This is a genomic window from Butyrivibrio sp. AE3006, assembly GCF_000424165.1.
Lineage (GTDB): Bacteria > Bacillota > Clostridia > Lachnospirales > Lachnospiraceae > Butyrivibrio.
In genome coordinates this window covers 12797-35693 of sequence record NZ_KE384144.1, presented here as the reverse complement: position 1 = coordinate 35693, position 22897 = coordinate 12797, and the positions used below count along the sequence as shown (strand labels likewise).

16 protein-coding genes and 1 pseudogene are annotated in these 22897 nt (G+C 43.2%); 1 reads left to right on the top strand and 16 read right to left on the bottom strand.

Annotation, left to right across the window (positions count from 1 at the left end; genetic code table 11):
• Window positions 1-105: 105 nt before the first annotated feature.
• The 4 genes from G603_RS0115910 to G603_RS0115895 all read right to left on the bottom strand — a co-directional run bounded on the left by G603_RS0115910 (window position 106) and on the right by G603_RS0115895 (window position 4859).
• Window positions 106-471 carry an ACT domain-containing protein gene (locus tag G603_RS0115910; RefSeq protein ID WP_026670841.1) on the bottom strand — a complete coding sequence of 122 codons (366 nt, stop codon included), beginning with the start codon at window positions 469-471 and terminating at the stop codon, window positions 106-108.
• 70 nt (window positions 472-541) lie between these two features.
• Entirely contained in the window at window positions 542-2857 is a 2316-nt protein-coding gene (locus tag G603_RS0115905) for a hypothetical protein (RefSeq protein ID WP_026670840.1), read from the bottom strand.
• A gap of 59 nt (window positions 2858-2916) precedes the next feature.
• A complete protein-coding gene (locus G603_RS0115900) occupies window positions 2917-4134 on the bottom strand; it encodes a protoporphyrinogen/coproporphyrinogen oxidase (protein WP_026670839.1) in 1218 nt (405 codons plus the stop codon).
• The gene (locus G603_RS0115895; RefSeq protein WP_026670838.1) at window positions 4131-4859 is read right to left on the bottom strand and encodes a glycosyltransferase; all 729 of its coding nucleotides are present in this window, start codon (window positions 4857-4859) and stop codon (window positions 4131-4133) included. The genes G603_RS0115900 and G603_RS0115895 overlap by 4 nt, the downstream gene beginning before the upstream one ends.
• Before the next feature lie 208 nt (window positions 4860-5067).
• Here G603_RS0115895 and G603_RS0115890 point away from each other — a divergent pair, with 208 nt between their 5' ends.
• Window positions 5068-5988, top strand: a complete 921-nt coding sequence (locus G603_RS0115890; RefSeq protein WP_026670837.1) for an AEC family transporter — start codon at window positions 5068-5070, stop codon at window positions 5986-5988.
• 338 nt (window positions 5989-6326) lie between these two features.
• On the opposite strand, the gene G603_RS20750 is transcribed toward G603_RS0115890, so the two are convergent.
• The 12 genes and pseudogenes from G603_RS20750 to G603_RS0115825 all read right to left on the bottom strand — a co-directional run bounded on the left by G603_RS20750 (window position 6327) and on the right by G603_RS0115825 (window position 22894).
• Entirely contained in the window at window positions 6327-7769 is a 1443-nt protein-coding gene (locus G603_RS20750) for an Ig-like domain-containing protein (RefSeq protein ID WP_035793663.1), read from the bottom strand.
• 31 nt (window positions 7770-7800) lie between these two features.
• Window positions 7801-9246 carry an Ig-like domain-containing protein gene (locus G603_RS0115880; protein WP_026670836.1) on the bottom strand — a complete coding sequence of 482 codons (1446 nt, stop codon included), beginning with the start codon at window positions 9244-9246 and terminating at the stop codon, window positions 7801-7803.
• A 301-nt stretch (window positions 9247-9547) separates the two neighbouring features.
• Complete coding sequence (locus G603_RS0115875; protein ID WP_026670835.1) at window positions 9548-10870, bottom strand: hypothetical protein; 1323 nt, start codon at window positions 10868-10870, stop codon at window positions 9548-9550.
• Window positions 10871-11033: 163 nt separating this feature from the next.
• Complete coding sequence (locus tag G603_RS0115870; RefSeq protein WP_026670834.1) at window positions 11034-12575, bottom strand: alpha-amylase family glycosyl hydrolase; 1542 nt, start codon at window positions 12573-12575, stop codon at window positions 11034-11036.
• A 29-nt stretch (window positions 12576-12604) separates the two neighbouring features.
• Window positions 12605-13588, bottom strand: coding sequence for an ABC transporter ATP-binding protein (locus G603_RS0115865; protein WP_026670833.1), 984 nt, complete (start codon window positions 13586-13588; stop codon window positions 12605-12607).
• Entirely contained in the window at window positions 13581-14564 is a 984-nt protein-coding gene (locus G603_RS0115860) for an ABC transporter ATP-binding protein (protein WP_026670832.1), read from the bottom strand. The genes G603_RS0115865 and G603_RS0115860 overlap by 8 nt, the downstream gene beginning before the upstream one ends.
• A 6-nt stretch (window positions 14565-14570) precedes the next feature.
• Complete coding sequence (locus G603_RS0115855) at window positions 14571-15407, bottom strand: ABC transporter permease (RefSeq protein ID WP_026670831.1); 837 nt, start codon at window positions 15405-15407, stop codon at window positions 14571-14573.
• Between the two features lie 15 nt (window positions 15408-15422).
• Window positions 15423-16445, bottom strand: a complete 1023-nt coding sequence (locus G603_RS0115850) for an ABC transporter permease (protein WP_242834899.1) — start codon at window positions 16443-16445, stop codon at window positions 15423-15425.
• Between the two features lie 85 nt (window positions 16446-16530).
• Window positions 16531-18540: an ABC transporter substrate-binding protein gene (locus G603_RS0115845; protein WP_026670830.1), complete on the bottom strand. Its 2010-nt coding sequence runs from the start codon at window positions 18538-18540 to the stop codon at window positions 16531-16533.
• Window positions 18541-19124: 584 nt separating this feature from the next.
• Window positions 19125-21019 (bottom strand): annotated as a pseudogene (locus G603_RS23335) (extracellular solute-binding protein).
• Complete coding sequence (locus tag G603_RS0115830; protein WP_026670829.1) at window positions 21016-21828, bottom strand: ABC transporter permease; 813 nt, start codon at window positions 21826-21828, stop codon at window positions 21016-21018. Before G603_RS0115830 ends, G603_RS23335 begins: the two are co-directional and overlap by 4 nt.
• The gene (locus tag G603_RS0115825; protein WP_026670828.1) at window positions 21821-22894 is read right to left on the bottom strand and encodes an ABC transporter ATP-binding protein; all 1074 of its coding nucleotides are present in this window, start codon (window positions 22892-22894) and stop codon (window positions 21821-21823) included. Before G603_RS0115825 ends, G603_RS0115830 begins: the two co-directional genes overlap by 8 nt.
• Between the last annotated feature and the right edge of the window lie 3 nt (window positions 22895-22897).

Sequence of the window (22897 nt, the reverse complement as noted above, 5' to 3'; positions counted from 1 at the left end):
CACGCCTCTATTTCGAGCCTTTTTCCGATTTCCTCTGCTTGAGCAGCTTTCGTTTGTTGAATAGAAGCACTTTGGATAAAGAGAAAATGTAACTGAGTTTAGTGCTTATACGATTCTATAGCCTTTTTCCTCTAAAACCTTAAGGGCGTTGTCAAAATCTGCCTCCTTAACAAGGATGTAGTCTGTGTTGTAGGTGGAGATTGCGAAGATTCCTATATTGTTCTTGGCAAGGGCTGTGGATATCTTTGAAAGGATTCCTATTAGTGAGAAATCAAGCTTACCTTCAATCCTTACAGCCTTCCAGCCATCACTTCTCTCTGTTGTGTTAGCGGGAGTCTTGTCTGTGCTGCACACAAGGGAACTCTCCTCATCTGTTTTACTTACGAAAACAAATTCATCCTCCATATTCACACCGGATAAATCTGCTACTTTACATACTGTGAAATTGGTATCAATTCTTTTAAGTTCCATAGCTCATCCTTTCATGAATTCACGTTTTCTCACAAAAATATCAAAATGACATGTCAGTGCAGGATTTTTCTCAGAAGCCTATCACCAGGTACTTTTTACTCATATCAAGATTAGCATCTATTGCTTCATTTATGCTGGCATCATATATATCTGCTTCTCTCATGGCTGCTGCATCAGATGACAGGATACACATCTGACTGCTGCCGTAATATCTGCCTCGAAGTGACTCCATTGTATCTGACGGATCGATTGTACCCTCAACCACATCGCTTCTGTAATAGAGAGACCTGTAATCCAGAGTACTGAAAATCACAACGCTGTTTTCAGGAATCTCAGCGTAATCCTCATCCCATGACATTTTCACGATGTCGTAGTAAGGAAGAGTGTTTTTCGCCACGTGCTCCGTGTAATCTCCCACTGCAAAAATCATAAGATACAGGATCATTCCCGCAAGCAGGTACACATAGATTTTCGTATCTCTAATATATTTTATCAAAAGTCCTGCGATTCCTAAAGTAAACAGGAAAGTAGCAGGCGCAAAGAATCTGTAGTAGAAGGTGTCCATTGATGAAAAATATCTTATCACCGTGAACATCACATAATAGATAACTGCTGTGGTTATAAGCACTGATTCTCTGGTGAAGTGTTTGCAATTCTTTGCTATGAAAATCGCAAGCATAATTCCAATAAGGAAAAGGATCAGCACACTTTTTCCATAAGAAAGATTCGTAATATACTGGGGCACTTCCAAATGGAAGAGGTTAAATACTTCCGCAAAAAGGGATTTAACCAGATCATTTGTAAGGCTCTGATAGTCATCCCACCACATGGATCTGCTGACACCGGAGGGCATACCATTTTGAAGCTTGTTATTAAGAAGGTATGCTACGCACATGATTCCGGACACGCCTGCTGTTACCACAAGTGAGATTATCTTTTTATTAAAAACTGTCTTAATAGTCTTTTCATCTCTGATGGCGATGATGGCAAGGACCAGGATGTAGAAGCCTATTACAAAATAGGTGAACATTCCAAAGTATCTTGTTAAGAAACAAAGGAACGCTGATACCCCAAGAAGAATGTAGTTTTTAAGAGTGACCCTTTTGCCGGATGCTTCAACAGTTTTGCCTGATATTCCGCTGGTTTTGTCAGATACTCCGCCAGTTTCAAGAGGTGCGCTTCCATCAGATACAACATCCGCAAGGCTGAAGGCGAACAGCACCATGAACAAAATAAAGGGGAGTTCACTCCAGGAGTACCAATAGAGGTACATAAGACCAAGGTTCGTCATGAAAAGAGCATAGAACCAGGCCTCTTTTTTGTAGGCTATGCGAAGGATCACGAGCAGAATTCCCACAAGAATCATGGAGAGAATCTTGGATGCTGCGTAAACTTCAAGACCTGTTATTTTCATTATCAGTGCTATCATTGCAGGATAGAGGATTGGCCAGTTGGCAAACCAGGAACCCTTGTAGCCTGCAAGGCCGTCGTAGTTAAAGCCATAGCCTGCTGCCATATTAGCTGCTTCTCTAAGATACCCTGCGGAGTCCGCACTTATGTTGATGCCCTCTAAGTAACCGTTTATATAGATTGAAAGGCACAGCACGATGAAAAGCACTACCAGGAATATGTCATTTCCTGTCTTCATTATCAGTTCTGATGCATGAATATTTTTCACTGCGGCGATGCACTTTTCATATCCAAAGATTATGAGAAGAAGTGCTGCTGCCCCGATGAGGATTGTGATCACATGAGAATAGTAGAACACATCTCCATAAGTCAGAGGCTTATCTGAAACCACCGAGGTTCCAAGGGATATACCTGTGGAAAGAGGTACAAGGCTTCCGGCGCTCTGGTTGGTGCCTGCGCTGTCTTCAGGGTTAGCATTTGCCGCATAAATCTGCTCTTCAAATGGCAGGGATCTGTTTGTGGCATCTATCTGAGTCTTGATAAAGTAGGGATTACAGTCATTGGCCATGATTGTAAGTATGTATTCTTTTCCCTCTTCTATATAGGTAACAGGGCTTCCTATCTCATACCACTCACCTACTGTGATTGCAGCTTCATCAGCCACAGTGGTCCACTCTTCGGCGCCCTCACTGTTTTTAAGGACAAACTCTATAGTCCCCTTCCCTTCTGAGTCGGTATTAACCATGACTACGGAAAGGCTTCCGATATTGCAGCTTCTGTTTGCTTTAAGGCTGGCTGTCAGAGTATCGCCGCTTTTTATCTCTACATAAGAAGGAGTATCAAAAAGCGGAGGGCGCATGTCCTCCGACTTATTCTGAATTCCTGTCTGCTTGGTAAGTGCAAGCTGCACTCCGCATGTGATAAGAATTATCAGCACACACAGAAGTGCCTTTGCTATTTTTGATCTTGTTTTCATAGTATTCCTTTATTTAGGTGTTTCCTATTTGGAATCAGATTCGTGTTTCCACATTTAAACTACAGTGTCTCCGCCAGGTTCATGGCTCTCTCCATAACAACGTCTGAATTATAGTGCTCGTGCTCACCCCAGCGTCCAAGGGGAATGATGCCCTTTTCTCTTGCTTCTGTCATGATGAGATTTATTTTTTCAGGCTTATTTACTGTGTTTAAAGGATATGCATACTCGTTCATATATGCATAGTTGTCCTTCCAGTCGCTGTTTTCATAGGCTCCCGTTCTGCCCTCAACGGTCTCAACCCAGTAGCCTTCGCTGTCAGGGCAGAAATTACATCTGCAAAGAATCCTGTGGTAGGGTGTGTTCTCATCGGGCACATATACCCAGTGTGCAGGAGACTGCGGATCTTCTGCCACATATCTGATCTCTACCGATGAATGTTTAAGCTCAGTCAGCGCATTCTCGAATTCCTCTGTGCAGCCTTTGATTTTCATGCTGTTCCAGGGGATTGTTGTGATAATAGTATCTGCGCAGTATTCCTCCCCGTCAGAGCACTTAACTGTTTTTGCTGCAAGGTCAAGCTCTGTTACAGATACGCCGCACTTTATGTTTTCAGGCATGCTGTCAGCGATTCTAAGGAATGCTTCGCCGTAGCCGTATTCTTTTGGATAGTAGAATTTGGCATGTCCCGGCTGTGTTCCAAAGCTCTTATGCATGGTGCAGGACTGCAGAGTCTCCTCATAGCTTACGTTTGGAAGCTTTTCAAGCCAGTAGGTTCCAAGCTCGTCCAGAGTGCCGCCAAACATTTTGTTATTGTAGGGAAGCATGTAGTTTTCTGCGATCTCATCGCCAAGCTTCCATCTGATCCATTCCTTGAATTTCACAGGCTTTTCTTTTCCTGTGTTGCAGCCTGCCTCTTTGATTGATTCAAGATATTTGTCCTGATATTCAGAGGGGAGCTGCCATATGTTGGCCTCAAAGGGATGATTTATCTCTGTTCCGTGAATGCGGATTCTTGAATCCCTGTCGAAGCTGTTCCATTCTTTTTCCGGAAGAAATCTGAATACAAAGTCACAAACAGCGGGTCTTCTCACATCAAGGAAATGGCCGCCTCCTATATCAAGGGGTTTACCGTCCACATCCTTTGATCTGCAAAGTCCTCCGGCTTCGTTTTCTTTTTCTATTATAAGGAAGTCTTTTTCGCCTTTATCTGCAAGGCACCTTCCGAGAGTAAGGCCCGAGGGGCCCGCTCCCAGAATCAGGTATTTTAATTTTTTCATATAATGTTTTTCCAAATGTATTTTTCGTGATCTTTTAATTTGAAGAGTATCGAAAGGGCCTCCATTACAGTGCTGGCCTTAAGACCTGTGGATGAACCCACATAGTGGATCGGTACTTCTATGGTATTGAGGTTTCTGCAGTAGAAACGCATCTCTGTCTGATACATATGACCTGTGGACATTATCTGATCGAGGTTGATGTTTTCAAGAACTTTTCTCTGGAAAGCCTCATATCCGCTGGTCATGTCCTTCAGCTTGGTGCCAAGAACAAGGTTTGACAGGAAGGTTCCGCCGCCGCTAAGGATTCTTCTGTAAAGTGGCAGGTCGCTGACTCCGCCTCCCTTCATGAATCTGGATCCCCATACACAATCATAGCCTTCATCAAGTTTTTCTATAAACATGGGAAGCTGCTTAGGATCATGGCTAAGACCGCCATCCATTTCTATTATTCTGTCAGCGCCATCTTCAAGGGCCTGTCTGTAGCCTTCAAGGTAGCAGCTGATAACGCCTCGGGATTCCTTGTAGTAAATGAGCTTTATCTTATCGTTCTGCTCGGCTTTTTCTCTTATAATTTTCTCAGTGTCATCTTTTGAGAAATCATCTATCACCGGATAGTAATACAGGTTTTCATAGGGCATCGCCATGATCTCATCAATAACCTGTGCCATGGTATCCGCCTCATTCGCTACCGGCATCACTATAATTGTCTTTGGTGAATTCGCCATTCTTATTATGTTCCTTTTCTATTTCTAAACAAAGTTCCGCTCACTATTATAGCTACTTTGCCATACCAATACAAACAGAAGATTCAATGACAAAAAATAAGCATTGACTTTCCGAAGTTACCTTGCTATTTCTATTATTATTGGAATTAGAGAAACTACATCGGGTTATGGAGCCTTAAATAATCTGATAGAACGGAGAATAAGAAACATGATTTTATTAGAGCAGATGTTTATTTTGTTTTTGCTGATGATGGTGGGAATGATCGGCAGAAAAAAGGAACTTATAAATGATGTTGTCTGTAAGGGCATGTCTGCTATTGTTCTAAATATTGCCTGTCCTGCATTTGTGCTGTCTGCAGGAATAAATAAAGATGAATATGTTTCAAACGAAGCGCTTCTTACCTGCGCCATCTGCGCTATCGCAATATATGCAGGACTTATTCTCTGCGCTGTGGTTATTCCTTATATTCTGAGGCTTCCAAAGAACAACTATGGAACCTACAGGGTTATGACTATTTTTTCAAATATAGGATTCATGGGCTTTCCCATTGTAGCAGCAACCTACGGAAGTATCGGGCTTTTGTATGCTGCCACTTTCCAGTTTCCTTTTAACCTGCTGTTCTATACTTATGGAATCAAGACTATGCAAAACAGCTCAGATACCGAGACTGAAGCCACATCTTCCTGGAAAAATATCCTGAATGTAGGGGTTATCTCAGTTTTCATCTCAATTGCTCTGTATCTTCTAAGGGTTCATGTGCCGGAATCTCTGGCAGATGCTATTTCATCCCTCAGTGGTCTTACTGTTCCGCTCAGCATGATGGTAATAGGTTACGCCCTTGGAGGCATGAAGATCAGAAGTCTCCTTGGTGATTACCGCCTTCTGTTTTTCGCATTCATCAAGCTTATACTGATTCCCATCATCGGAATCTCACTGCTTAAGCTGTTCATAACTGATGATACTCTCCTTGGTGTATGCTTCGTTATGATCGCAACTCCAGTCGGCAGCATGACCGCCATGCTGGCCCAGTGCTACGGAGGTGATGAGGACACCGCTTCAAGAGGCGTCGCCCTTACAACTTTGCTGTCAGTAGTGACCATTCCGTTGGTCGGCGGGTTGTGTTTGTGATAAAAACAGACTTCACGCACTGGAAGTGGCCAATTTAAAGTTTAATCAGTGCTCACGAATCTCCCAAACTCAATATTTAAAGCATCTCGGGACCCTTCACGCACTGATTTTCTTACTTTTCTTACTAAATCAGTGCTCGGGTGACATCCAAACTCTTTTTGAAAAGCTACTTAGGACAATTCACGCACTGGAAGACTACATTTTTGCATAAAATCAGTGCGTAGACGCCTTTAAAACTCATTACCGAGCCTTCTTCCGGACTATCTACGCACTGATTCTCTACTTTTTCTTGCTATATCAGTGTGCGAAGCACACATCAAGTATTCCCGGCATCCAAGTTACTTAACCGTAACCTTGATCTTCGCTGCGAGGCCGTTCTTTGCGATTGCTAAAACGGTACATGTTCCTGGTGCCACGCCCTTGATCTTGCCGGCTTTAGATACAGTTGCAATACTTGTATCTGTTGAGAAGTAACGAACATCAGCTGCGTACTTCTTAGCAAGAGCCTTCTTTTTCTTATCTGCAAGTGTGATTGTAGGTTTAACCTTAGCTGTTTTACCCTTCTTTACAGATACTTTCTTGGCAACCTTGATTTTCTTGGCATTTGTATACTTTGCGCTATCTTTTCCTGCTACGAAAGCCTTGAGAGATGTACCAATCTTATTACCCTTACTGTCGTAAGCGACTACATAAATCTCATAATTCTTCTTTGTATCAATAGCCTTGCCACCGATGGCCTTGATCTGAGCAGAATTTGTGGTTGTCTCAATCTTATCCGGATTCTTCTTTCCTAGATATGCTGCATAGACTTCATACTTAGCTGCACCAGCTTCTGCATCCCACTTAACCTTAAGACCTTTCTTATTCTGGGTGATCTTAAGACCTGTTTCCATGGTATCTGCTGAACGATCTACTGAAGGCTCTTCCGTTTGAACTGCCTGAGGATTCTCAGTGACTTCCTTGCCTTCTACCTTAACTGTACAAGTTGCTTTGATAGAAGGGTCTGTCTTCATGGTAGCTGTGATTGTGGCAGTACCGCCCTTTACAGGTGTTACTGTGCCTGTGGCATCCACTGTTGCTATGCCTGAATCACTTGATTCCCAATTAAATCTGTTAGGATTAAGTGCAGGTGAAGTTGCCAGTTTCTGTCCGGCATCACCCTGTTTGAGGTTAAGCTCAGTCTTATCAAAAGCCACAGAAGTAACATTGGCAATATTATTAAGCTCTATAGTCCATACAGGTTTCTCGGTATGCAAAGTGATGTCATACTCTCCAACCTCAAAAGGTTTTATTTTTTCACAAGCACGTCCATATAAGCCCGAATAATAATAAACTTGAATATCAGGCTGTTTTACCCCATCGATATAACACTCAACGCTATCTGATTTACCCACATAACCATAAGATAAAGTATTAAGTCCACCATAATAGCTAACTATTATAGTTTTTGTGTTTTCCATTTCACTACGATCAGCAACATTGATAAAATCATTTCTAATAGAATCTTCAACATTCAAATCTTTATCAAAATACCAATCCCCCTCAAATGGTTTACTCATTTCACTATAGTAATCAAAATAACCACTGCAAAGTCTATCTGCTATTAGTTTGCCTTTATCTCCTGCACGTACAAAATAATATGATGGATATTCTATCTCTGAATCCGCCTTTGCCTGGACAGATGGCATCATTCCAAAAGCCATTGCTACAACAAATCCCATTGCTGCCAGGCCTTTTATTCTCCCCTTAAATCGTTTTAATGTTTCCGTTTTCATCTTCATATTTCCCTCCAATAACTCTTTTTCACATTTATTACTTAACCGTAACCTTGATTTTCGCTGCGAGGCCGTTCTTTGCGATTGCAAGTACCGTACAGGTTCCCGGTGCCACGCCTTTGATCTTGCCTGACTTGGAAACGGTTGCAACGGCGGTATCTGTAGATAAGTAGCGAACATCTGGTGCATACTTCTTTGCAAGAGCTTTCTTTTTACTATCTGCAAGTTTGACATTGGCTTTAACCTTAAATGACTTACCTGCCTTTACAGATACCTTCTTGTTGGCTGTGATCTTCTTGGCATTAGTATTCTTGCTGTCCTTTCCTGCTACGAATGCCTTGAGGGATGTGCCGATCTTGTTACCCTTGCTGTCGTAAGCAATCACATAGATCTCATAATTCTTCTTGGTATTGATAGCCTTGCCTCCAATAGTCTTGATTTGTGCAGAATTAGAGGTTGTCTCAATCTTATCCGGGTTCTTCTTTCCAAGGTATGCTGCATATACTTCATATTTAGCAGCATCAGCTTCAGCGTCCCACTTAACCTTAAGACCTTTCTTATTCTGGGTAATCTTAAGACCTGTTTCCATGGTATCCGCAGAACGGTCAACAGTAGCTTCTTCACCCTGAAGAGCCTGTTGAGTCTCAGTAGCTTTTGCTTCTTCCTGTGTCTCTTCTTTACCTTCAACATTAACTGTACAGGTTGCACTGATAGAAGAATTTGTCTTCATGGTAGCTGTAATTGTTGCAGTGCCACCCTTTACAGGGGAAACGGTTCCTTCGCCATCAACTTTTGCTACAGCCTCATTGCTGGATGTCCAGTTAAATCTGGCCGGATTGAGTCTGGGTGAAAGTGTAAGCTTTTGTCCTGCATCACCCTGCTTGAAGTTAAGTTCTGTTTTGTCTAAGGCTATAGATTTTACGTAGCTAACTGTTACAACATCCAAAATCCAATGATCGGTTTCAGTGATCAACGTAACATCGCTCTCTCCAGCATTAAAGTATAATCCCCACATACTACCGCTTGTATCCATAGTGTAGTCGGCTTCAAATTCATACACTTTATTCCCATCTTGATAAGTCGTGAAATTTCCGGTCTTGCCAACATAGCCAAACAATAATGGAACGTGGTCATCTTTATCCACTTCCTTCACTGTTATGGTCTGTTCCAATTCATCCTTGCCACCTTGTGGAATGATCCATTTCGAGTATCCGGATGTTGGATTTAGGTTTTCATCAATTATCTTATTACCACTAAAATCGTTCGGATGATAGCAATCATATACATCGCCACTGCCAACGTGATCGCCATAAAGTCTTGCATCATCTCCTGAGCGAACAAACATATATCTTACATAATTATCTTCCGCTGCCTTTGCCTGCATTGACGGCATCATTCCAAAGGCCATAGCTACAGCAAGTCCAATTGCAGCCAGACCTTTAATTCTTCCTCGAAACTTTGTTAAAGCATCTTTTCTCTCCATTTTTTCTCCCTCCATAAAAATCAAGACACTTATAGTTACTTCACATATTTAGTTTTCTGTTACCTCACCCCTCTTCTGTTTACCCATGAGGTATATAGCGTTGATAAATAATTTTAGAAAAAATAAAAAAGCAGACAACTGTATTATAAACACAATCATTGTCTGCTGAATTACGAATTATGAACGAATTGATTCAAAATTGGTACTTGACATAAGGAAACTTTCGTGAACTTTTCTGCGCTAATATATGAAATAGTCTTGAATGCCAGAAACTATAACTCTTCCGGCTCTTTAAAACACTTTACTTTTTCCTTCCTCCAATTAGCTGACTTATGCCATTCTCATATACAAAATAGAGAAATATCGCAATTGTCACAAGCTGTGCCCTATATGTAATGAAGAAATGCACATAGGAATGGTTGGAGAGCGCAAGGAATCTGGCATACGGTATGAGTGCAACAATTCCAAGGGGGATAAACAGATTCCAGTCAATCTTGTCACGAAGCAGATACACAAGGCTAAAGCCCACCGCCAGTATAATCCCCGTAGTGATAACAGGAAACGCAGGTGTAAGCTCGCCCAAAGTCTCAGGGTAAAGTGATGAGAGGTTATGCCAGATAGCACCTGAATATCTGGTCCAGGGATCTGCGGCAGGATTGAGGTTACTGTTTCCAAGTCGCACTTCGCCTCCTATTCTGAAAAAGCCTTCCTCCACAGATGAGGCTACAACTTCTTTTCCAGCCACAATAAGGAGCAAAATCACCTTAAGGAAAAACATTCCGGCATAGCCAAGAGCCCAGCATATTCCGTTTTTCAGAATTGAAATAAAGCCCTCTTTTCCGGAATAAGATGGATGCCTATCCAAAAGAAGCAGCATCATAGGCAGTGTGAAGGTGAGATTTTCAGTTGTTAGAAAGTCCATGAAAAATATCACCACTCCAACGGCCGCAAAAAACGGCATGGTTACATCATCCGACTCTCTACCCTTAAGAAGAAGGATGATAAGGGCCGCTGCGGATGCCACAAGAAAAGCAGTGGAATATTCAAAGGAAGTAAAGAACATCCATGGCTCCACCAGCAAAATCGAGATGCCATAGATCACTGAAAAGGCGATATGTTTTCTTTTTACCAAAATACAAATCACAGCTATCTGAAGAATAGTGATCAACACGCCAAAGATCACGCGAATCACCTGAACAGGCGCACAAACAAGAAGAGGACGAAGCAGTACCATAGTGCCGTGCCAGTAGCGCCCGTACTCGTTGTTGATTTCTTCCTCTCCCCTTACAGCTGCAAGATACCCATCATAGGCCTGCTCATGGGTAGACTGAGTATATTTTGCGCTGATAACTGACTTAAAAGGAGTCTTGGTATCAATACAATAAATGATGTCACAAATAACAGTGTCCGAATAGTTATCCTGAATGGAATTGATATAATCACCGATAAGCACCGCAAAGGGCTCACGCTGAGAAAAATACTCGGCACTTGCCTCAGATTGTTTCTGAATCATGCCGGTTGGAATACATGCGGTAATTACAAGAAGCAGTACGCAGCATAAAGCTGTAAGAATTGCCACCACTGCAGTTTTGACAGGTACAGATAGCTTATGATTTTTCTCCAAAATGATTTCCCCCAAACATTCCGGGTATTCAGACACCCTTTAGATACAATATATCATAGATTATAAAATTAAAATCCGTTTGTTTCAATGTTATGGATGTTATAAAAGTGCTGCCCCGATGCTTTTTGGCGTCGGGGCATACAAGGAAAGGTAAAAAGGTTTTTCAACGTACAACGACGAAGGACTGAGGTGCGAGAGTTATCTCGCTTCCAAGGTTTGCGCTACCAAGGCTATAAAGTACTTCGCCCTGTACGGAAAGGGCTGCAGAGCACTCCTTATCGGAGGGGTTAATTGCAATTGTAAGGTCGCCGCGCTTGTAAATGAAAGGCTTTCCTTTCTCTGCCACGAGAACCTTGAATTCTGCATCTGCCTGAAGATCCTCTTCGCGGTGGCGAAGAGCGAGAAGACCTTTGACAACATTTAGGAGGGAGTCAGGATCCTTCTCCTGATCTTCAACGGTAGGTGCATCGGCTTCTCCGTCAACCGGAAGATAAAGGGAGTCTTCGCAGCCTTCTGAGAAACCAAGATTTTTGCCTTTGTTCCACTGCATAGGTGTTCTGGATCCGGTCCGGTAATAACCGCCTTCCTTGGTAGGAAGCTCCAGATAACGCATGCCGATCTCATCTCCATAATAGAGGAAAGGCACACCTGGCATGGTGAACAGGAACGCGTAAGCAAGCTTCAACTCTTCGGGGTCTAACGTGAATCTCGGACGGTTGGTGTCGTGATTGCAGGTGAGCATGGAGATGTAGCCTACTCCCTTCGTATCCTCGTACCAGGTTAAATATTCATCAAGGAAACGATTAATGTCCCCGTCACCATCTTTTTTGAAATAGGAATGATCTTCTTTGGTCTTATCATTCACGAAATAGTCGCGCATAAGTGTTGAATAGCCATTGCCGGGGTGATTCAGATAAAAATCCATGTCATAGCCGGCTCTTAAAGCAAGTGGCGGATTGCTCCACTCAGCTACCATTGCAGCTTCAGGGAATTCCTCATCAAGCATCTTACGTACATCAAGCCATACAGCGCTTGTTCCTGTCTTTTTCTCATCATCATTTTTTACAAGAGATGCTGCCATATCTACGCGGAAGCCATCGCATCCGTGCTGAAGCCAGAATCTCATGATGTCCTTAAGTGCTTCCCTTGTAGCAATAACATCCGGGTGATCGATGGGGAGCTGCCAGGGCTCTGTGGGATTTAAAAATCCGTAGTTCAGCGCAGGCTGGCACTTGAAAAAGTTAAGGGCATAGGTTGCGCTTCTCTCGCTCTCTCCGCCTACATAGTTAAGGCCTTTTGCGGGCTCGAAGCAAAAATCTGTCCAGATAAAACGATTTGTATATTCGTTCTCTTCAGCCTTCTGACTCATCTTAAACCACTCATGCTCTTCTGATGTGTGGCCGGGAACAAGATCAAGAAGTACCTTGATCCCTCTCTTGTGAGCCTCTCCGAAAAGTCTGTAAAGGTCGTTGTTATTGCCATATCTGGGCGCTACCTTTTTGTAATCTCTTACATCATAGCCTGCATCTTTAAAGGGTGAATCAAAGCAGGGATTGATCCAAAGAGCATTACATCCAAGGTCTTTAATGTAATCAAGTTTTTCAATTATTCCGTTGAAATCTCCGATTCCATCCCCGTTTGTATCATAAAAAGACTGAGGATAAATCTCATAAAAAATTGTGTCTTTAAGCCATGTTGCAGCCATTTTGGTCTGCTCCTTTCATAAGTAAAAATTTAAGCATTTGCGCTTTGAAGCGGATGGAAGCAGTAAACGCTTCTGCCACCGCCAAGATCTGTTTTGTCTGGTTTTCCCTGTCTGCATACATCCGTTGCATAGGGACATCTGGGTGCGAACTTACAGCAGGTAAGGGCATATTCCTTGCTCTCCATATCGGGCATCACGAATTCCTGATTCCACTTATCACCAACCCTTGGAACAGCCTCCATCAAAAGCTGTGTATAAGGATGTCCCGGTGCATCCATAAGCTCCTTGGCAGGGCCATATTCAATGAGGCCGCCGCGGTAAAGAGTTGCGATGTAGTCCGAAACATAATAAGCAGTTGAAAGATCATGGGTGATATAGATAAAGGAAATTCCATATTTGTCCTTCAGCTCCTTAAAGAGATTTACGATGTTCATCTTCATGGATGCATCGATAGCTGCTACGGGTTCATCCGCGATAATTAGCTTTGGCCTTGTAATAAGTGCTCTTGCGATTGAAACTCTCTGAAGCTCACCTCCGGAAAACTGCGCGGTGTATTTTCCCTTTACAACAGCCAGGGACATACCTACGCTCTTAAGTGCTTCGTCAGCTCTTTCCTCCGCTTCCTTCTGATTCTTTGCAATTCCCAGCTTGAGGGCAGTGTTATACAGATATGTATCTACTGCTTTTCTGGGAGAAAATGACTCGTAGGGATTCTGGAAAATTGGCTGTACATCCAGCTTAAACTGCTGTGCATCGTAGCCCTTTGTGTCACTGTAGGATTTACCGTTCAGAATAATGTCACCGCCATCCGGGGTATGAAGTCTTAATATCATCTTGCAAAGTGTGGACTTGCCGCAGCCGGACTCGCCAACTACTGAGAGAATGACAGGCTTATCTGCATCGATTGAGAGGGATACCTGGTCAACCGCAGTCATTTTCTTACCTCTTAGCATTCCACCTATTCTGAAATTCTTGGTTACACCCTTTACTTCCAATAAATATTTATCAGCCATTTATCATTCCACCTCCCTCTTTTAGCAGGTGACATGCCGCAAATCTTCCGGGCTTGATCTCTCTAAACTCCGGAACGGCGCTCCTGCATTTATCTGTAGCATAAGGGCAGCGTGGAGCAAATCTGCATCCCGGCGGCGGATTCTTAAGTGCCGGGGGACGTCCGGGAATTCCTACTTTAGCGCTCTTATCTCCCACCTTGGGAAGTGCGTTTACAAGCATTGTGGTGTAGGTGTGAATGGGATCCTCGAAGATACCTTCTGTGGGTCCGAGCTCTATCATGCTTCCCGAGTACATGATTCCCATTCTGTCTGTTATCTGATAATGAACACCCATGTCGTGACTTACGATAACCATGGTGTTCTTAAGCTGCTTCTGAAGCTTTGTCAGCATCATCAAAATGCCTCTTTGAACCACAACGTCAAGAGCTGTGGTAGGCTCATCAGCAAGAACAACGCTGGGTGACATGAAGGTTGCAAGGGCGATGATGACACGCTGCCTCATACCACCTGAGAGCTGAAAAGGGAAAGCTTCAAGAATATCAGGAGAAAGGCTAAGCTCCTCCAGATAATCAGCTACTCGCTGAAGCGTTTCTTCTTTTGTCTCTTTTTTCCTATCCTCTGCAGGAATTGAATCAAGGAACTGTTTTTTCAGTCTGGTTATAGGATCAAGTACAGACTGCGCAGCCTGTGGAACGTAAGCTATGTTATTCCACCAGGTTTTCCTGATTTCTCCCGATGAAAAAGAAAAGTCTTTTCCATCCTTTTGTCCTGAAAGAGTAATCTGTCCCTTATCTATTTCAAGGGGCCACTCGATGATATCGTAGAGAGTCTTAAGTAGTGTTGTTTTTCCGCAGCCTGACTCTCCTGCGATTCCAAATATTTCATTGTCATTGATCGTAAAATTAAGGTCGTTTAATACGTGTATGTCTCCGTCGATTGTCTTGTACGAGGTAGACAGATTTTCTACTTTAATCATTTTCCATCACCTGCCTCTCTTCATTGCAAGATAATCGTTATATCCAGTGATCAGCAGGAAAAGTCCGATGAACATCACTATGGTCGCAACAATCGGTGATCCGATCCAAAGCCACTGCCTGTTGAAAATAGCGTTTCTCTCTCTTGCCCACTGGATCATGTTTCCAAGTGAAATAAGATTAGCCGGTGAAAGTCCAAGTACTGCAAGAGAAGACTCCGAGGCAATGGCGTTAAGTGTTGCGTTCATGAAGTTTGACAGTGACCATGTAAGCGCAAAGGGCAAAATCTCTGTGACTACGATCTGCACTGTTCCCTCACCTGAAAACTTTGCTGTCTGAATGAAATCGCGTTCCTTCAGGGTAAGCGCCATGGATCTTATCTGTCTGCTGGGCCATGCCCAGGCGAACATGGCAAGCACCAGGGCTATAAGAATTACCGTTGATGTGCCTTTCATAAGTGATGTCATAAGGATCAGGATAGGAAGTGAGGGGATAACAACGAAGGTATCTGTCACTACCATAAGAACGCGGTCAAGCGCTCCTCCTGCAAATCCGGACAAGAGTCCCACAAAGACTCCTACTACCGTGCCGATGGTGGCAACGATAAGTCCGATTACCAGTGAATTGTGAATAGCCTCAATCAGGAGCCAGAGTACATCCTGTCCCATGGATGTGGTTCCAAGAAGATGCTCACCCGATGCTCCAAGCTTTGGCTGGTAGGTGTTGAAGTTAAAAGGATCCGCATGTGGTATGAGGTACACAACGAATCCTATTACAAAAAAGATCGCCGTAATGATTAGCCCTGATCTGAGGGCGAAATTTGCATTTTCCCAAAACTTTTTCATTCTTCGCCCCTCCCTTTATGAATATCTGATACGAGGGTCGATGAAGGGATAAACCAGATCGACGATCAGTGTTGCCGTTGATATAGCTACAATTGAAATCGTAATACAACCAAGGATCATGTTGTAATCCGACTGCAAGATTGCTTTCTGAATAAGGGTTCCTACACCGGGATATCCGAAAATAATCTCTGTCATGATAGAACCGCCAAACACTCCGCCAAGGCTCATTGCAAGAGCTGTAACCTGGGTGAGGATTGAGTTTTTAAGAACGTATTTTGTTCCGATAACTCCCTCGGAAAGTCCGCGGTATCTGGCATAGAGAACGTAGTCCTCCTCCGAGGTGGTAGCCGCAAGAGATTTCATGGAAATGATCCACCAGCCTGTTCCAACAAGGAGAAGTGAAAGTGCCGGAAGTATTGATGACTTAATGAGAGAAGCCATGAATACTCCAAATCCCTGGAAGCTGTTAATGGTTGTTGTAAGCGGGAACCATCCCAAAATATAGGCAAAGAAAATCTGCAAGACAAGTGCCACGATGAAGTAAGGAATCGGGTAAAGGCAAATGGCGATGCCTTCCAGAATCTTTGATGATCTTTTATTTTTTCTAAAACCTGCCAGAAGACCTATGAGGTTACCTATGATCCATGCAAGAAGCGTAGATATCATGGATAATCCTACGGTGTATGGCAGATATGTTGATATGATTTTTCCTGCGGGCTCCGGATAACTCATAAGTGAGGGGCCAAAGTCAAAATGCAAAAGTCCCTTCCACAGGAATGTCGTATACTGTTCCATAAGCGATCCTTCAAGTCCGAACTGAACTCTTAGGGATCTTCTAAGTGCATCCATCTGAACCGGGTCCATGGAGCCTGACCTTGCTGAGATTTGTCCTATCATGGATTCTACCGGGTCTGAAGGAAACATTCGTGGTACAAAAAATATGAAGGTGACGCCTATCCAGATGGTCAGCGCCCACGTCCCAAGACGTTTTAAGAAATATGTTCTGAATTTCACGAAACCACCAACCTTTTTCTGCAAAATTTTCGCATTCCCGAATCTGTTATTCAAGAATGGAAGGGAGATGCGCCTGCACATCTCCCTCCGCATGTTTATGTGCTTCTTATTAGTTTGTTGTGAACTCTGTCATGATGTACTTGAAGCAGCTCCACCACCACCAGGGACCATTGTATGCGTTATCAGCATTAGGATAGTTGCCCCAGTATGTGCTGTTTGTAGGAACGAACTTAACACCTGAATGGAATGCAAGGAAAGGCATTTCTGTAAACTGAATCTTGATGAATTCCTGAGCGAGCTCATACGCTTCATCAGAATCAGGAGAAACCTTAGCAAGCTGATGAATTATGTCTGTAGCTTCCTTGTTGTTCCATCTAACGCCCTGACCTGATCCGATCTCTCCAAGAGGAACGATAAGATCTGCGTCATAGCCGTTGATCTGTGAATAGATGTCCTTGGTTATGAAACCTGTAGGCCAGTAGCCGGCGATTTCATAGTTACCTGTACCACCGTTAGCATCCCATGTTGCAGATGACTCTGAGGAAATGTTGCAGTTAAGACCGAACTTTGTGAGCTGGTCATAAGCAGCCTGAACGCCACGCCCTGCCTGAGCTTCTGTGTCTGCAAGGTATGTAAGGTTGATTGTGAAGGGTTCGCCACCAAAGTACCAGCCGTCATCCTTCTTCTCAAGGCCAGCCTTGATGAGAAGCTTCTCAGCTGCTTCAGGGTTATACTTAAGGCATCCTACACCAAACATGTCTTCAAGATATGCATCGTCGCCTGTGATACCAAGTTTTTCAGCCATACGGTTCTTGTACTCTGAATCCCAGGGCTTAAATGTTGTGCCATCGCCAAGATCAAGTTCGAAGTTTTCAAACCAGTCGAGCATGGGCTTTGCATAGAGTTCCTGGAATGCAGATGTGTTGCAAAGGATACCGAACGGTGATGACCTTCCTGCACCATCGAAGATGTTCATTGAAATCTCATCGAAGTTCATGGCAAGTGCAATACCCCATCTGAAATCAGGATTGTCATAAGGAGCTCCCTGGCCTTCTGAGAAAGCAAGTCCCTTTGAGCAGGGATCATCAGATGTAGCATAAGGGAATTCGTTATACCATGCGGAAATCTTGTCGTTGGATGACATCATAGCTGTAAGAATCTCAGGTGTAACTTCGCAGAGGATGTCAACTTCGTTCTGGATCATTGCCATCTGTCTTGTTGTGTCATCGCCAAGATAACGGAACCATACATATTTCTCAGGGCACTGTTTTCCTGTTACAACACCAACAGTTGTGTTCTGCCAATCCTCACGGCGCTCATAAAGAACCCACTTTCCAAGAGGATCGAAGCTCTTAACTGTGTAAGGACCTGCAACTACAGGATTCTCATCCTTAAATGTTGAAGGATCGTCTACTTTTGAGTAGATGTGCTCAGGAACGATTCGAAGATCGTTACCCCAGATGGTAACACCCATCTTCATTGCAAGACGAGGGAATGATTCCTTTGTCTTAATAAGAACTGTGTAATCATCAGTAGCTTCTACTGACTCAAATATTGAATTGTAGTAATCACTTGCTCCGATGTTAGGAGTGTTCATGATCATGTTGAATGTGAATGCCACATCGTCTGCGGTCAGATCTTCGCCATCTGACCACTTGATGCCCTGTCTGATCTTGACAGTGTGCTCCGTAAAATCCGCGTTGGACTCCGGCATTCCATCTGCTACTTCACCAAACTGCTCACCTTTTGCTGTGTCCATCTCCCACATCATTGCTGACATAAGCTGGTGGATACCAAATCCGGTTGTGGTGCCCTGCATGTAAGTATTGAACTGTCCCGGTACGTCAGTAGGTGTCTGTGTCTCAACAATAAGTGTCTCGTTTCTGGGTGTTCCGACTTCTGTCATCTCACCGCTTGCAGTGTCTGATGAAGCTGTAGCTTCCGTTGTTTCCTGTGTAGTTTCAGCAGCTTCTGTGGTATCCCCTGCTGTCTCGGTGCTCTCTGCAGTTGTTCCTGCACTCTCATCTGTTCCTGTAGCCGGAGCGGATCCGCCGCCACAAGCCATGAGCGAAATGGTCATTGCAGAAGCCATTAGTATGGAAACCAATTTCTTTCTCATTATGAAAATTCCTCCTCTAATAACTAACTAACCTTTATATTCCGCTGCGATAAGGCCTAACCCCTAAATAACCCTCCTTTCCTTTAATTTGCCTTACCCTGCAGATAGGAAACATAATGTATTTTTGCGAAAAATCCCTATTTTTTCCGCACTTTAATAAACCGTTATAAACGTCTCTACACGGTTCAAATTTTCTCTGTGATTTTAAAAATGGGATATAAGCCGTGATACGACTTAATTGATTGAAATGTCAGAATAACACTTGCCCAATAGTAACCCCATTCCTCCCAAAAGTTTTTGCTGACCCTTTTATCATTTCTAAAAGAGTTTCCCCAAATCACCTATCAGGATGACTCCCCGTGTCATTTCTCCTTCAAGGTTTCTTCATGTTATCATCAAAAGCTTTTGGGTGGAATAGGTTTTATGGGCAATTTGTATAGAAAAATGTAATTTACGACATTTTTGTTGTCATTTCTGTTCAAAAACAAATGGTTTCATTTATTTCAACAAGATTTTTGTTTGAATTGTAAAATAATAGGCCTGTCTACTTAAAATATAGACCGGCCCGGTTGATATCTTTATATTTAGTAGGACTTTACTTCTCTCCACAGATCGCTTAAGTGGCGGTCGGCTTCTTCCCCAAGGCTTACCTGAACCTCCAGATTGTACTTGGAAAGATCAGGGAATGCTATGGGTGAATGACGGATATCTTCATCCTCTATCAGGTCTCTTGCCGGAATATTGGGCGTTGAGTAAGTGATATACTCAAAATTCAGACAGGCTATATCGGGACGACAGAGATAATTTATGAACTTTTCCGCATTTTCCTTATGCCTTGCGCCTTTTGGAATTACCCAGGAGTCCATCCAGAGGGCTGTTCCTTCCTTGGGAATCACATAGTCAAGATCGGGATTTTCGCGCTGGGTAAATATCGCTTCACCTGAATAGATTACTCCAATGGCTGCTTCATTTCCTATCATCTTGTCGCGGACCTGGTCGATGACATAGGCCTGAACTAAGGATTTTTGCTGCTGCAAAAGCTTTTTGGATTCCTGAAGCTCGTCTTCGTCAGTGGTGTTCATGGAATAGCCAAGGTATTTCTCTGCCACCATGAAGGCATCTCTTACAGAATCCTGCATCAAAATCTCGTCCTTGTATTTTGGATCCCAGAGTATGGACCAGGAATCAACCTTCTCTTTTACCATGGTCTTGTTGTAAAGAATGCCCACGGTTCCCCATACATAGGGCACAGAATAGCGGTTTTCCGGGTCGTAGCTGACAGCCTGAGCCCAGTAGTCATCACCGATATTTACATAGTTCGGAACATTGTCGAAGTTGATTTCCTCAAGAAGATCGTTGTCGATCATCTTTTTTATCATGTAATCCGATGGACAGACCAGATCGTACTTCACAGCGCCTGCCTTAATCTTGGGATACATTATCTCATTGGTCTCATATTCATCATAGACGACTTCTATGCCGGTCTCTTCCTTAAACATGGTGAGAATCTCGGGATCAATATATTCACCCCAGTTGTAAACATATACCACATTATCATTTTTATTTTCTGATGATTCGCTTTTGGCGCATCCGGAAAGCCCTGTCACCATTAAAAAGAGGCATGCTAGTAATAAACGTTTTCTCATATAGTGCCTCCGTTTCCGGAACTTACAACCACTTCTTTTCTGGTTCTTATGCGGATTTCTCCCTCTGGACGTTTTGTCCAAGGCCTGTAGTTTACCAGGAACAGGAGAATAAGGATCGTTAGGAACATGATGGTTGAAAGCGCATATACTTCAGGGTTGATTCCCTTTTTTACTTCTGAATATATCTTGGTTGAGAGTGTATCAAATCCAGGTCCCTGGGTGAAATGGGTAATGATGAAATCATCAAGGGACATGGTAAAGCTCATAATAAAGCCTGAAAGGATTGCTCCCATAAGATCAGGAAGTACCACCTTGAAAAATGCATACAAAGGTGTTGCTCCAAGATCCAGGGCTGCCTCGTAGGTGCTTATCTTAAGCTCTCTGTAGCGGGGCATAACGGACAAAATTACGTATGGAATATTGAAAGTGATATGTGCCAAAAGCACAGTTGTAAAGCCCATTGTAGCTCTTGCTGCAATGAACAGAAGCATAAGGCTTACGCCGGTAACGATATCCGCATTAAGCATCGGAATGTTGGTTACGCCCATGATGATGCTTCTGCTTCTTTTTTTCATAAAAAGCATGCCTGTACATGCAGCCGTTCCAAGAACCGTAGCGATAAAAGCTGAAAGGAAGGCAAGTATTATGGTAGTCTGAAAGGCCTTCATTACTTCTTCATTTTCAAGAAGCCCTATGTACCAATCCAGGGTAAAGCCGCCAAAATGGGAGCGGGATTTACTGGAGTTGAAGGACAGGATCATAAGGGTTGCGATAGGCGCGTACATGAATATCAGAACCAGAGTCAGATATATATGTCCAAGTGTCTTTTTCATCTGATATCCTCCCTGTCATATTTGGATGTGATGAGCATACTGATAACAATAAATACCATCAGCACCACAGAAAGCCCGGCTCCGGCGTTCCAGTCGGAATCCTGCGTAAAGAGCTGCTCAATTACATTACCGATAAGTAGTATTTTTCCTCCGCCCAAAATATCTGAAATTACGAAGGTGGTAAGACTTGGCACGAAGACCATGGTGATACCAGAGATGACGCCGGGAAGGCTTAGGGGCCATACAACTCTTAAAAAGATCTCTCTGTAGCCTGCGCCAAGGTCCTTTGCAGCATTAATAAGATCCTTGTCTATTCTTGAAACGGAATTATAGACAGGCAGGATCATGAAAGGCAAAAAATCATAGACCATACCAAGAAGTATTGCCGGCGGCTTATTGATTATATAAAGAGGCGGAAGACTAAGAGCTGAAAGGATGCCGTTAATCACGCCTTTTCTTTCAAGGATATTTTGCCATGCATAGGTTCTGAGCAGGGAATTCATCCACATGGGAAGTATAAATAAAAGTGACAGTATCGATGAGTTACTGCTTACAACCGTTGAAAGTATCAGTGCCAGCGGATATGCGATTATAAGGCAGATAAGGGTAGCCCCAAATGAAAATGCCATTGATAGCATCAGTGCCTTGATGTTTACATAGGAAATAATATCCGCCACATTATCAAAGGAAAATGCCCCGGATGCGTCTGTAAAAGCATAGTAAATTACAAGACACAAAGGAATGATTATAAAGCCTGCGCTCCAGATAATATAGGGAGAAGCCAGGAATCTTACACGTTTATCACTCATCTATTTCCACCGCTTTCTCATCATCATACTCAGCCTTGTGCATTATCTGAATATCAAAGGGATCCACATGGATTCCTACTCTTGAATCCACAGGAACGCAATCTGTGGAATGGACCACGAACTCAAAGCCCCTTGCCATTACGCACATTTCATAGTGGACCCCCTTAAAGATAACGTCAGTTACAATGCCCTCGATGGTTCCCTTTTCAGGCTCTGTAAGATCAATATCCTCAGGTCTTATAACAACGTCCACAGGGTTATTTTCACCAAACCCGGTATCTACGCAGTCAAACCTTGCCCCAAGAATCTCAACAAGCTTATCCTTAATCATGATTCCGGAGAGGATATTTGAATCTCCTATAAAGTCTGCAACAAAGGTATTTTGCGGCTCGTTATAGATGTCGGTGGGCGTTCCGATCTGCTGAATGTATCCCTGATTCATAACAACTATTGTGTCAGACATAGTAAGAGCTTCTTCCTGATCATGGGTTACATACACAAAGGTGATGCCAAGCTCATTTTTAAGTCTTATAAGCTCGTACTGCATGTCCTGACGAAGCTTGAGGTCAAGGGCTCCTAAGGGCTCGTCAAGAAGCAATACCTTAGGTTCATTAACGATTGCCCTTGCTATTGCAATTCTCTGCTGCTGTCCGCCTGATAGTGAATCGGGCATTCTGTCTCCGAAGCCATCCATATTTACAAGCTTTAATGCGTATTTAATCTTATCTTTTATATACGATTGGGATTTCTTTTTGATCTTAAGACCAAATGCAATATTTTCTGCAATGGTCATATGCGGGAAAAGAGCATACTTCTGGAATACAGTATTTACTTCCCTCTTGTTGGCAGGAAGAGATGTGATATCTTTTCCCTGAAACATAACGGCACCGGAATCCGGTGTCTCAAACCCTCCGATTATTCTAAGTGTGGTGGTCTTACCACAGCCGGAGGGTCCAAGGAGCGTCACAAACTCATTCTCTCTGATATAGAGATTCAGATCGTCCAGTATTGTTGAGCTTCCGTAGGATTTTGTGATGTGCTGAAGATCGATGAGTTTATTCTGCATTTT